General features: G+C 39.1%; 10 protein-coding genes. All 10 read left to right on the top strand.

Annotated features, from left to right (window positions below; genetic code table 11):
- Positions 1–98: 98 nt before the first annotated feature.
- The 10 genes from D0T08_RS21540 to nuoE all read left to right on the top strand — a co-directional run bounded on the left by D0T08_RS21540 (position 99) and on the right by nuoE (position 13,588).
- The gene (locus D0T08_RS21540; protein ID WP_116984756.1) at positions 99–1,826 is read left to right on the top strand and encodes a lipopolysaccharide assembly protein LapB; all 1,728 of its coding nucleotides are present in this window, start codon (positions 99–101) and stop codon (positions 1,824–1,826) included.
- A 175-nt stretch (positions 1,827–2,001) separates the two neighbouring features.
- A complete protein-coding gene (locus D0T08_RS21545; protein WP_116984757.1) occupies positions 2,002–2,580 on the top strand; it encodes an adenylate kinase in 579 nt (192 codons plus the stop codon).
- Positions 2,581–2,763: 183 nt separating this feature from the next.
- The gene (gene obgE, locus D0T08_RS21550) at positions 2,764–3,759 is read left to right on the top strand and encodes a GTPase ObgE (protein ID WP_116984758.1); all 996 of its coding nucleotides are present in this window, start codon (positions 2,764–2,766) and stop codon (positions 3,757–3,759) included.
- 290 nt (positions 3,760–4,049) lie between these two features.
- Positions 4,050–6,767 carry a sialate O-acetylesterase gene (locus D0T08_RS21555; protein ID WP_116984759.1) on the top strand — a complete coding sequence of 906 codons (2,718 nt, stop codon included), beginning with the start codon at positions 4,050–4,052 and terminating at the stop codon, positions 6,765–6,767.
- 114 nt (positions 6,768–6,881) lie between these two features.
- On the top strand, positions 6,882–9,827 hold the full coding sequence (locus D0T08_RS21560) for a T9SS type A sorting domain-containing protein (RefSeq protein ID WP_116984760.1): 2,946 nt from the start codon (positions 6,882–6,884) through the stop codon (positions 9,825–9,827).
- Positions 9,828–9,982: 155 nt separating this feature from the next.
- Positions 9,983–10,360, top strand: coding sequence for an NADH-quinone oxidoreductase subunit A (locus D0T08_RS21565; RefSeq protein ID WP_116984761.1), 378 nt, complete (start codon positions 9,983–9,985; stop codon positions 10,358–10,360).
- A 243-nt stretch (positions 10,361–10,603) separates the two neighbouring features.
- Positions 10,604–11,146 (top strand): NADH-quinone oxidoreductase subunit B, encoded by a 543-nt coding sequence (locus D0T08_RS21570; RefSeq protein WP_101726045.1) that lies wholly within the window; start codon positions 10,604–10,606, stop codon positions 11,144–11,146.
- Positions 11,147–11,271: 125 nt separating this feature from the next.
- On the top strand, positions 11,272–11,772 hold the full coding sequence (locus D0T08_RS21575; protein ID WP_116984762.1) for an NADH-quinone oxidoreductase subunit C: 501 nt from the start codon (positions 11,272–11,274) through the stop codon (positions 11,770–11,772).
- Positions 11,773–11,835: 63 nt separating this feature from the next.
- Positions 11,836–13,074: an NADH dehydrogenase (quinone) subunit D gene (gene nuoD / locus D0T08_RS21580; protein WP_116984763.1), complete on the top strand. Its 1,239-nt coding sequence runs from the start codon at positions 11,836–11,838 to the stop codon at positions 13,072–13,074.
- A gap of 16 nt (positions 13,075–13,090) precedes the next feature.
- Positions 13,091–13,588: an NAD(P)H-dependent oxidoreductase subunit E gene (nuoE, locus tag D0T08_RS21585; RefSeq protein WP_116984764.1), complete on the top strand. Its 498-nt coding sequence runs from the start codon at positions 13,091–13,093 to the stop codon at positions 13,586–13,588.
- The last annotated feature ends 31 nt before the right edge of the window (positions 13,589–13,619 follow it).

A 13,619-nucleotide genomic window follows, 5' to 3' on the forward strand; every position in this document is an offset into this window, starting at 1 on the left:
AAGCAATAACAAATTTTTTTCTGTTTGAAATACATTTTTTAACTTTGCTTAATTTTTTTTTAATACAAAGAATTGTAAACCTAACTTTCAGAGTGAAAATGAACAAGATTTTGAGATCTTTGTCAGTATCAGCGGTGGCGGTGCTGGCGTTGACGTTCCACACTATGGCACAGACAGTGCAGGATGGACTGAGAAATTTGGATGCCGAGCGATACAACGCTGCTGGTACAGTTTTCAATCAATTAACAACTTCTGCACCAACAGCAGAGAATTTTTTCTATCAGGGATATTATTTTCTGAATTTACCTGAGCCGGATTTAGCCAAAGCAAAAGATGCTTTCACTAAAGGTGCAGCAACAGAAAAAAAACCTGATCCTCTTAATCGTGTTGGTTTAGCAACTGTAAAATTACTTTCAGGTGATAAAGCAGGTGCCAAAGCAGATTTTGATTTGATTAAAAAGGACACTAAAAATAAAAATCCTGAAGTATTATTCAGAATTGGAGAGGCTTATGCTATCTCAGAAGACCCGAAATTGAATGACCCTGCAGAGGCTGTATTGTCTATTCAGGCTGGTCTGGATGTTTTAAAAGTTAAGAACAATCCTGATTACTATATTGCCTTAGCTAAGGCTTTCTTATTGAAGAACGACGGTGGTTCTGCCATGACAGCCCTTGAAAATGCCTTAAATATGGGTCAGAAAGCAGCTGTAATTCGTACGCTTATGGGTAGAGTATGGTTCCAGGGTAAAAACTATCCTAAAGCGCAACAAGAGTTAAACGAATCTATTAAAGCTGATCCTGAGCATGCCCCTGCATATTATTATCTGAGCGGTCTGTTCACGGTTTTTGGAAAGTATGACCTTGCAGCGAAAAATGCAAAATTGTATCTGGAGAAAAGTGAGGCTTCAGATAATGCTAAACTTCAATATGTGAAACTTGCATTTACTTCAAAAGACTACGACGGCGCAACTCAGGTGTTGAATTCAATCTTTGATAAAATTCAGGATCCTGTTAAATATCGTTTGAGAGGTTATACTCAGGTTGAAAAAGGCGAATGTGCTGAAGGTGTAAAAAATGTTCAGGAATTCTTGAAACAAGCCCCTCAAGACCGTCATTTAGCATCTGACTATGGTACTATTGGTCGTGGTTATATCTGTATCAAAGATGATGCAAATAAAGCAGCTAACGACTCAATAGGGATTACCTATATGGAAAAAGCTATGGAATTGGGGGATACTACAACCAATTACACAAATGATATTGTGGCTGTATATAAAGCGGCTAAAAGATGGGATAAACTAGCCCCGCTTTATGAGAAGTCTATTGCTAAAGCAGGCCCTAAGGCTAATGGCGCTGACTACTACAACCTGGCTGATTCTTATATGCGTACTAAAGACTATGTAAAAGCTGATTCAGCTTTATCGAAAACGATTATATTGTATAAAGATACCTGGTTAGTACCATACATCATTAAGGCTCGGGCTAAACAATATGCAAACCCGAATGACTCAACATTTGCAGCTGCACCAGTTTATGAGAAATATATTTCTTTAGTACCTGAAGCAGACAAAGTTAAAGACAATACCAAAAAATATTTAGCTGAAGCTTATGGGTATTTAGGTGTAAAAGCTTTGTTGTTGGACAAAGATACGGCTAAGGCAAAAGAATATATGAACCTGGTATTGACTTATGATCCGGCTAACCAACAAGCATTAAAAGTGTTGGATAGCATTAATGGTACAAATACTGCCACTCCAACAAATGGTACGGCAACGCCTCCTGCTAATAACAATCCGTCTGGTAGCAGCGGTGGACCTAAAGGTTGATAAACTATTTAATTAATATAAAAACAGCCTGATTCAACCTGAATCAGGCTGTTTTTTTTACCTTTAGATAAATTATTTATTCCGAAATCGTACAAATTAGAAATTTTGATTTTATTTTTGCCATCCTGCTCATTTCAAAACACCTAAAAGGCAGGTTTGACCTATCATTTTACTTATGTTTAATCTTGTAATATTTGGACCTCCAGGTGCCGGAAAGGGCACTCAATCAGCTAAAATTATTGACAAATACAAACTGGCTCACATTTCTACCGGTGATATGTTCAGAATGCATATCAGTCAGGATACGGAATTAGGTAAACGAGTAAAGCAAATTCTTGCCGACGGTTTATTAGTACCTGATTCTATTACGATAGATATGTTGGAAGAGGAAGTACAAAGAAACCCGGATGTAAGCGGCTTTATTTTTGACGGTTTTCCTCGCACAGTAAATCAGGCAGAAGCACTAGATACATTTTTAGCTGGCAAAGGAGAGAAAATAGATCTTGTATTACAACTAGACGTGACTGAGACGGAAATTAAAAACCGCATTGCGGAAAGAAAGAAAGTAAGCGGTAGAGCCGATGATGATGAAGATAAATTAATAAAACGTATCGACGAGTATTTCAGTAAGACTATTCATGTGTTGCCATTTTACCAGGAACAAGGTAAAGTAGTAAAAGTACAAGGTATTGGTGAAATTGAAACAATATTCGGCACGATTTGTGAAGCAATAGATAATGCAAAGGTAGATTGATTTTTAATTGAATGATTTAGTGAATGTGTGATTGAGTGATTATATTCATTAAAAACTCTTTTGCTAATTAAGGCAATGAATCTATCTAAAAGGCAAAGAATGTTATGCAGAAAATTTTGTTGGTGACGATTTAAATCTAATCACTCAATCACTAAATCGCTCATTCACTCAATTAAATAGCTTATGACAAGCAATTTTATAGATTACGTAAAAATAAATTGCCGTTCAGGCAATGGGGGGGCTGGGTCAAAGCATTTTCGCAGGGAAAAACACGTACCTAATGGTGGGCCTGATGGTGGTGATGGTGGCCGGGGAGGCCATGTCATACTTAAAGGCAACTCTCAGCATTGGACACTTCTGCATTTGAAATACCGTAAGCATATTAAAGCTGAAAATGGTGTAGCAGGCGAGGGAGGAAGAAGAGCCGGAGCACAAGGAAAAGACGAGATTATAGAAGTACCACTTGGAACGGTAGCAAGAGATGCCGAAACAGGCGAAATCATTGGTGAAGTTACCCAGGATGGCGAAAAAATAGTTTTATTATCAGCCGGAAGAGGGGGATTAGGTAATTACCATTTCAAAAACTCAACTAATCAGGCACCTGAGTACGCCCAGCCTGGCGAACCCGGAGAAGAAGCCTGGATAATATTAGAACTTAAAGTATTGGCAGATGTTGGCCTTGTAGGCTTCCCGAATGCCGGAAAATCAACACTTTTGTCGGTTGTTTCAGCTGCAAAGCCAGAAATCGCCGATTACCCTTTCACTACTCTTACGCCTAACTTAGGCGTGGTGGCCTATCGTGATTATAAATCTTTTGTAATGGCCGATATACCGGGTATTATTGAAGGTGCATCTGAAGGAAAAGGCCTTGGACTACGTTTTCTTAGGCATATTGAGCGAAACTCAATCCTGCTATTTCTGGTTTCTGCCGATAGCGAAAATCCTTTAAAGGAATACAAAACCCTGCTCAAAGAATTAAAACAGTACAACCCGGAACTACTCGATAAAAAGAGAATTTTAGGTATTTCGAAATGTGATTTGGTCGACGAGAAGCAAATCGCAAAAATTAAGAAGAAGATTCCAGTAGACTTGCCTTATGTATTCTTCTCTTCCTTTGCAAATCAGGGAATAGACGAATTGAAAGATTTAATCTGGAATAATATTCATGCTGCTAATTGATAAATAATTTATCAACGCTCAAAAGTATTTTATTCATTTTAGCTGATGATTTAAAATGCTGTATTTGAGGTAGATTAAAGAAGTTTAATCTGCGGCTTGTGGAATAATTCTTAACTTCGGAGTACAGAAGATGTCGTATGCCTTGCCATGATACCTAGGTGTTGTGGGTTTCTGTGTTATTGATTTATTTGTAGTTCTATGTGACTGAAGAATAATCAAGTATGAAAAAGTATATTTATTCCACAAGACTAATAATTGATTGAGTGAACCTTTACTATTTAACTAAGACCATGAAGAAAATACTTGTGGGCTTACTCCTGTTCGCAAATTCAAGTGTTTTTGCACAACTGATGATTACTTTTCCGATGAATCGGGCTGTTTTTCAGCGTAATAACTCGGGAGGGGGGGTAATTCCTATTGCCGGAACTTTTCAGACAAGAGTTGACAGAATTGATGCCCGACTCGTGGCTATAAAAGGAGGCTCAACAGTTGACTGGATTCCTATATCGGTTAATCCAAACTTTGGAGGTTTCTCCGGAGGAATCTACGCAATAGGTGGATGGTACCGATTGGAAGTGAGGGCTATCTACAACAATAATATTATCAGCACTGTTTCTATCGAAAAAGTGGGCTTAGGCGAGGTCTTTTTAATTGCGGGGCAGTCAAATGCGCAAGGCTACGAAGGCCGTGGCAATCCACCAGCACTTGATGATAGAGTAAATGTCATTACTAATTTCTACTCTTTTGGACAGATTTCCGAAGTTCCTTTTCCCGTTGTTGGCCATCTTGATGAAAATATAAAAATAGCACCTTTAGGCAATGGTTCGTGGTGTTGGGGTAAATTAGGCGATTTACTAGCTAACAAGTTAGATGTGCCTATCATGTTTTTTAATGCAGCATTCGAAGCCCTTGGTATTGAAGAATGGAGTAAAAGTGCAAATGGAGAAGCGGGTAGAGATTTCTATTCCGGCAATTATGCAAAGCCTGGATACCCATTCGAAAATATCCGTAAATCGATGCATAACTATGCCAATATGTTTGGCGTAAGAGCCATTTTGTGGCATCAGGGAGAAACTGATAATGATAAAGGCACTAGTTTTGATATTTATCGCAACGCCTTGCAGTACGTGATTCAGCGGAGTAGAAATGATACCGGAAGAGATATGAGCTGGATGGTAAGCAAAGTTTCACGAACAAGAAGAGGAACTTCACAAACAATTATTGAGGCGCAAAAAGCAGTAATTAGAGAGTACCCTAATGTTTTTAATGGTCCTGACACCGATGATATTGTTCATCGTTCAGATGGGGTACACTTCGAAAGTTTCAGTCTTTTACAATTAGCCGAAGCCTGGAATGATAAACTTAATCAGGATTTTTTCATCAGATCTAATCCTATTCCGGCTTCATCTCCTTTGTCTTTTCAGATGAACTGCAATCCCGATAACGTTAATGCTCCTTTAAACATATTTATGCCTGATGGCTTTAGAGACTACTTTTGGACGAACGGCTTCGGGAATTTGAATAGTAGTTCGAATATTCAGATTAAAAATGGGTTTTTGAGAGGTAAAGCTATAGACTACCTTGGGAATGTATACTATACAGCAGGAGTTAACTATGCAGGGGAAGTTATTCCTGATAGACCGTCTCTGACGGTAGAAGGTGCGACAGATTTTTGTCAGGGAGGAAGTGTAAGGCTTACCTCATCTACTGATCAGGAAATTTCCTGGAATACAGGTGAATTTGGTAAGTCAATTGTAGCGTCGCAACCTGGTTATTATGTGGTTAACAGACATAACTATTTAGGTTGTTTTAACACTTCTAATGGAGTTAATGTAACGGTTTACCCGAATCCGGAAGCTAAGATAGTAGCCGAAGGTCCAACAACCTTTTGTCAGGATAATAATGTAAGTCTTCGTTCAACTACTGAGGCTGGCAATTTATGGAATACCGGACTGAGTAATCAAAGAATAACTGTAGATAGAAGCGGGGAATATTTTTTAAAGGTAAAGAATCAATTTGGTTGTGAAAGTATTTCTGAAAAAGTAGTAATAACTGTTAACCCTAAACCGGAGAAGCCTACTGTTACTGCTGATGGGCCAACAGTTTTTTGCGCTGATACCAGTGTAAACATTGCATCAGATGTTACAAATGAAATTGCCTGGAATACAGGCCAAACAGCGGCTCAACTCAGAATTATCAACAGCGGCGATTTTTTTGTGACGGCTACTAACCAATATGGTTGCCAGCAGATTTCAAATACTATTTCAATCAAAGTAAATCCGATTCCGGCTAAACCATCGGTTACAACCGATGGACCTGTTATCTTTTGTTATGGCGATAGTGTAAATCTATCAGCCACCAAAAGTGTTGGCTATATCTGGAACAATAATAGAACAACACAGAGTTTCAAGGTAGGACTTTCTGGTGTATTCTCGGTGAAAACCCGTGACGAAAATGGATGCATTTCTCCTGTATCTGACGAAGTAAGAGTATCAGTAAAAGACAATCCATTAGATATAGATATATTTCAATCAGGGCCATATACGCTTGAGGCCCTTACTAACGGGCAAATAGATTCGAAATTTGAATGGTATAAAGATACTGTGCTGATACCTAAAGAAGAACGGGTAATAAAGGCTAAAGAATCAGGTTCTTATACCATTAAAGGTTCTATTTTATATTTGTTAGATGACGGTACTTCACTTCGTTGCTATTCCAAATCTTCTGAACCTTATCTTTTCAAAATAGACCCTGCAGATGACGGGGCACGCGTTTTCCCCAATCCAACTGCTGATGATATGGTGAATGTTGAAACACTTGAAGATCTGGAGGATGTGCAAATAACTTTTTATGATATGAGAGGTACTATTGTACGAGAGTACAAGATTTATAAATTTGACTCTCGAAAAACGCTGGAGTTGGCAAATCTACCGATGGGTAAATATATTGTCGACATCAGGAATAAAGACTATCATGTACTAAAACGTGTTTTTGTTGAACAAAAATAATTTTTTCGCCATTAAATAAAATTTTAATACTATTATCAACCGGACAGTGTTGTTATTCTTTGAGGGCATTTGTAAATTTGTTTCTCCATGCAATAAATTTTAACCCAGGTGTATATGCTTAAAAAGAAATGGTTGGTAATAGTGTGGAGTTTTATTGCTTTCAATACCTACTCACAAATACAAATTACCTTCCCGGTTTCGCGAATCGTTTTTCAGAGGAATAATGCTAATCTGGCCAATGTAAATATTACAGGTAGTTATTTTCAGCAATTAGACCGCATCGATGCACGCGCTTTTCCTGTTTATCCGGGCCAGGGTAATGAAGTTGGCTGGACAACCATACAGGACTACTTAACTACTGGTATTTTCAACGGATTTCTACAATTGAGTGGAGGGTGGTACAATATCGAAGTAAGAGGGGTTTTAAACGGGCAAGTAGTTACCTCATCCATACTTGAAAGAGTAGGGGTGGGCGAAGTATTTATTGTTGCAGGCCAGTCAAATGCCCAAGGTGATCCCAGTTATTCAGGCGGAGCAATTGGTGCTAGTGATGATCGCGTTTCTACTATAGATTATTATAATGCCGCACTGAACGAAAACCAATTGCCATTCCAGTTTTCGCACATGAATAATTTCTCCCGAATGGCACCTTATAATTATGTGCCCTGGTTCTGGGGGCGATTAGGTGATAAACTGGCACAAAAATATAATGTTCCTGTCTTATTTTATGGAGCAGCCCTAGGTGGAATTAATGTAAGTGCCTGGGAGAGGTCTTCGAGAGGAGAAGATTTGCGTAAAGAATTACCTTCATTTATTGCTGTTGCTGGAATGCCTTTCAGAGCATTGCAAGCTGCGTTGCAACAATATGTTCCGCGCACAGGCGTACGGGCAGTACTTTGGCAACAAGGCGAAAGCGATGATCAGACTTCAGCTAATGCTTATTTTAACAGACTTAAAATAGTAATTGAAGCAAGTCGGAATAATTCAGGTAAAGGAGATTTGGCTTGGGTAGTTGCCCGCTCGTCTCGCAACCCGACTCCACATCAAAATGTAATTGATGGACAAAATATAACTATTGATCAGGTTCATAATGTATTCAGAGGCCCTAATACTGATGAAATAACTGGTGCGAATTTCAGGGCTGATGGGGTACACTTTCATAACGAAGGACTAAACCGTGCCGCCGAGTATTGGAATGATGCGTTGAACGATAATTTCTTTGCAAGCTCTCAGCCGTTGGAATCTAGGGGGTTAGTAAACGTCAGCTTATCTTGTAACCCTGCCAATCCTAACAATAAATTTACTATTCAGGTAAATGGCGATTACAGTAGCTTTAATTGGAGTAATGGGGTGAATGGTCGTTCAATTACAGTCAATAATGGAAGTTATGTTGTCAAAACCACTGATTGGTATGGGAACTCACTCTTTTCACAACCAGTTCCTATTTCGCCAAATAATCCGGTAGTTCAACCTTCTGTTAATATTACTGGTCCGACTACTTTTTGTGATGGAGGAAGCGTAGCATTAATATCAAGTGAAGCTGGCGGAAATGTATGGAGCAATGGAGAACGAGGGCAAGCTATTGTGGCACGTACGTCTGGCACTTATTCATTTACAAATTATACATTGAATGGTTGCCCATCGGTGTCTGGCTCTGTAAATGTCAATGTTAATCCTTTGCCACGTAATAATATTTTGGTCAATAAAGATTTACCTATTTGTCCTGATGATAGTGTCATGTTGGTAACCGACAATTTTGAGAATGTATCTTATCAATGGAACACGAATGCCAACTCGCAGAATATCATAGTGAGAGATGCCGGGACATATAGTTTAAAACTTAGAGACCAGAATGGTTGTGAATCTACGAGTTTTATTAATGTAGGGCTTAGAGAGCGCCCGGTTACAAATATACTCCCTGATGGGCCTACCGTTTTTTGTTTGGGTAAAAGTGTGAATCTAAGTCCGAATGCCGATTTTAATGGATATTTCTGGAGCAACGGAAGTACCAATAAAAATGTTAATATCAGAGCCAGTGGAGAGTACTCTTTAAGAGTTACGGATAATTTTGGATGCTTCTCGTTGCCGGTTTCACAAAATGTTACAGTAAATGCATTGCCGACTATTAAAATTGCAGCCACAGGTCTTGAACAATTTTGCCCGGGCAATGTGGTAAATCTTGAAGCAGCCTCTGACCAGAATTTAGTATATATGTGGAATACCGGAGCAGGATCTAAAGCTATTACTATAGCCAATCCAGGTCTTTATACTCTTCAGGTAAGAGATACCAATGGATGCGAATCTTTAGCCGATTCTGTAACTCTGAGCTACATTCCTCCGCCATCTGTTTCGATTTCAACTATAGATAATATTAATACTATTTGTGATGGTCTTAATGTAACCCTCAATGGCAGCAATGCCGTAAGTTATGCCTGGAATACCGGAGCAACAACAAAGGACATTGTAGTGGGCGAGGCAGGTACATATACGCTTAAAATCAGGGATGAAAAAAACTGTGAATCAAATCCTGTTTCCTTTCAGGTATTCGTAAAAGATACGCCACCGGCGCCAACTTTAGAAAAAGATGGTGCTTATCAGGTAATAGCTATTCCGGCTACAAATATTCCGGGGCAGTATTTTAACTGGAAATTGGACGATGGGCCACTCCCTGATACATCAGAAGTTCTGAAAGTATCACGTCAGGGAAATTTTGCTGTTCGTACAGCCTTGAGATACAATAATACTAATAATGGTTCTTTGGTTTGTTATTCACCGTTTTCTCAAGTACTCAACTTCCTGATTCCAGCAGGTGATAATGGTCTTCGGGTCTATCCAAATCCGAACCCTACAGGAGAATTTACTATTGAGACTTTTGGAGATAATCCGAATGCGAGAATTGATGTCTATTCTTTAAGCGGACTAAATGTTTACACAGGTGCAATAGCTGAATTAAAGCAGAAACGAGAACTGAATCTCAAGACGCTTGAGCCCGGTGTCTATATTATCCGGTTGACTAGCGGAGATTTTAAAGCGACACAGAAACTTTTCATAAAATACTAGAAGGGGTGAATATTCACCCCTTTTTTATTTTGTTTCTAAACTTTCCTTAGTAATTTTGAAACGCAATTGTTTTGCAACCAAACGAAGCATTTAATTGTTATTAATGTAGGCGAAAAACTAATAAAAGCCCTATATTACTAATTACTATTACAGTTATTATGAAAGAATACTTGCCGTCAGATTTTCTCCCTATTTTGGTGCAGTTAATCGCTGCTATTGGTTTTATAGTCTTTACAATGATCGTTACACACTCAATAGGTCCTAAAAGACATAGTGCTAAAAAAGACGACCCTTTTGAGTGTGGTATTGAGGCACAAGGTGATGCCAGAACTCCTATTTCAATCAAATACTTTCTGATAGCTATCCTGTTTGTGCTTTTCGACGTAGAGATTATTTTTATGTATCCTTGGGCCGTAAACTTTATGAAGTTAGGCTGGTTTGGTTTCGTGGAAATGATACTTTTTGTTGCTTTATTGATGGCTGGGTTCTACTACATCATTAAGAAAGGTGTACTAACCTGGGACAAAGAATAAGTACACGTCGGGTTATCAAATCCGACAATTTTGTTTTAGGTGTATTAGTCTTGAACTTTGATTTAACTGATTAAGATGAAAGAGTATATTCAGAATTTAATTAGTATAATCATGAAATCTGGTAAAACGGTCCGCCATCATGGCAAAGTTTAAGACAATTCGCTCAATAATTTTCACAGATTTCTAAAAATTGTTTTAGACTTTATTCGTTAATAAGTCGCTAAACAAGAACAGATAAAAGATATGAGTTCAGTAAAAATGGTGGAAGCACCGGAAGGATTCGAGGGAGCAGGCTTCTTCGCTACTTCATTAGATAAAGTTATTGGTATGGCACGTAGCTACTCGTTATGGCCTTTGCCGTTTGCCACTTCTTGTTGTGGTATTGAGTTTATGGCTACCATGGGTTCACACTACGATATCTCACGTTTCGGTTCAGAAAGACCAAGTTTCTCACCTCGTCAGGCTGACCTTTTGATGGTAATGGGTACTATTGCCAAAAAAATGGGTCCGGTGGTTAAACAGGTGTATTTACAGATGGCCGAACCGCGTTGGGTAATTGCCGTAGGTGCATGTGCCTCCAGTGGTGGTATTTTTGATACGTATTCAGTATTACAGGGAATTGACCGTATTATTCCGGTTGATGTATATGTACCGGGTTGTCCGCCTCGCCCCGAGCAGATTCTTGATGGCTTAATGCAGATTCAGGAGCTGGCCAGAAACGAGTCGCTTCGTCGCAGAAATACCCCTGAGTACTCAGCCTTATTAGAGTCATATAATATTCAATAAAATTTAGTGATTGAGCGATTTAGCGGCCGCCGCGCGGTGAATGAGTGATTAACTAAAAGTTTGAATTAATCACTTAATGTAAAATCACTAAATCACTCATTCACTCAATCACTCAATAGAATTGCATGTTAAGTAGTCAACAAATAGCAGAAGATTTATTAGCTCATTTTGGTGAAAATGTGAAGAACTTCGAAGAACCTTATGAGCTGCTTACTTTTACAACCAATCGTCAGAATATAATCAATCTGCTGGTATATCTCAACAAGCACGAAACATTCCGTTTCCGTTTTCTTACAGATATTTGTGGTCTTCATTTACCAGATAATGCAGGTGAAGAATTTGGCGTAGTGTATCATTTGCATAGCTTAGAGAACAACAAACGCATTCGCATAAAAGTGTTCATCCCGGCTGATGATATTCACATTCCAACTGCTACTACATTATATGCTACCGCAAACTGGCTGGAAAGAGAAACCTATGATTTCTTCGGAATTATCTTCGACGGGCACCCGAATCTGAAACGTATTCTGAATATTGATGAGATGGATTACTTCCCGATGAGAAAGGAATATCCGTTAGAAGATGCTACCCGTCAGGATAAGATTGATGCACTTTTCGGACGTTAATAAAAATTCGAACAATTAGCATTGTAATATAAAATTATCGAGGTTAATTGAAAATAGTATACAATGGCAGAAGAACTGATTATCCCTAAAAACACTACCGATGCATTGGCCTTGAACAGACCAATTGTTGAGGATACAGAATATACTACTCTCAATTTGGGGCCTACTCACCCTGCAACACATGGTATCTTCCAGAACGTGTTGAAAATGGACGGCGAAAAAATCGTATCAGGCGAACAAACTGTCGGATACATTCACCGCGCATTTGAGAAAATTGCAGAACGTCGGCCTTTCTATCAGATTACTACGCTTACTGACCGTATGAACTACTGTTCTTCGCCTATCAACAATATGGGCTGGCACATGACTGTAGAGAAACTGTTGGGTGTAACCGTACCTAAACGTGCGCAGTACATCAGGGTAATTATGATGGAGTTGGCTCGTATTACCGACCACTTGATCTGTAACTCAATTTTAGGCGTAGATACAGGAGCTTATTCAGGCTTCTTATACTTGTTTCAGGAGAGAGAAAAAATATATGAAATCTACGAAGAGATGTGTGGTGCTCGTCTGACAACGAATATGGGTCGCATCGGGGGCATGGAGCGTGATTTATCACCAACAGCGTTGAAGAAGATCAAGCAGGCGGTTTATCATGACTTGCCAAAAGCTTTGGCTGAATTTGAGAAACTCTTTAACAGAAACAGAATATTTATTGATAGAGTAGTAAACGTAGGGCCTATCACGGCAGAACGTGCCTTGGAATACGGTTTTACAGGTCCTAATCTACGCGCCGCAGGTGTTGACTATGACGTGCGTGTAATGGAGCCATACTCATCATATGAAGACTTTGAGTTTGATATTCCGGTAGGCCACAATGGTGATACCTACGACCGTTTCATGGTGCGTAACCAGGAAATGTGGGAGAGTATCAAAATCATTAAACAAGCGATTGAAAACCTACCAGAAGGCCCGTATTATGCCAACGAAAACCATTACTATTTACCACCTAAACAAGCGGTGTATAGTAATATGGAGGCTTTAATCTATCACTTTAAGATTGTGATGGGTGAAATTGATGCACCTGTAGGAGAAGTATACCATGCAGTTGAGGGCGGTAATGGCGAATTAGGTTTCTATCTGATAAGCGATGGTGGCCGTGCTCCATACCGTTTACACTTCCGTCGTCCTTGCTTTATTTATTACCAGGCTTATCCTGAGATGTGTAAAGGTGTTGCCATTTCAGATGCCATTGCAATTATGAGTAGTCTCAATGTAATTGCAGGAGAATTAGATGCCTAAAATTTGATTACACAAAATGATTGAACTTACAAATACGATAGCTTTTACTCCTGAACGTCTGGCTAAAGCCCAGGAAATGATTGCCCGTTATCCGGAAGGAAGACAAAAATCAGCTTTAATGCCAATTATGCATTTAGCCCAGGAGCAATTTGCATGGATGAGCCAGGATGTAATGGATTATGTTGCTTCATTATTAAATATCACTCCGGTAGAAGTATACGAAGTAGCTACTTTTTATACTATGTTTCATCTGGAACCCGTTGGCAAGCACGTAATTGAGTACTGCCGTACAGGTCCTTGTGTATTAATGGGTGGTGAAGAAGTATATGCTCACCTGACCCAGAAATTAGGTGTTAAAAAAGGTCAGACTACATCTGATGGTCTTTTTACATTAAAAGAGGTGGAGTGTCTGGCTGCTTGCGGCTGGGGGCCCTGCTTCCAGATTCGTGAAAAGTACTATATGAACCTGACCAATGATAAAGTTGACAAGATAATTGCAGAATTATCAAGATAATACAGCCGTTTCGCAATCGGGAACAGCAATC

Origin of the sequence: Emticicia sp. C21, assembly GCF_003418935.1 — a bacterium.
Lineage (GTDB): Bacteria > Bacteroidota > Bacteroidia > Cytophagales > Spirosomataceae > Emticicia.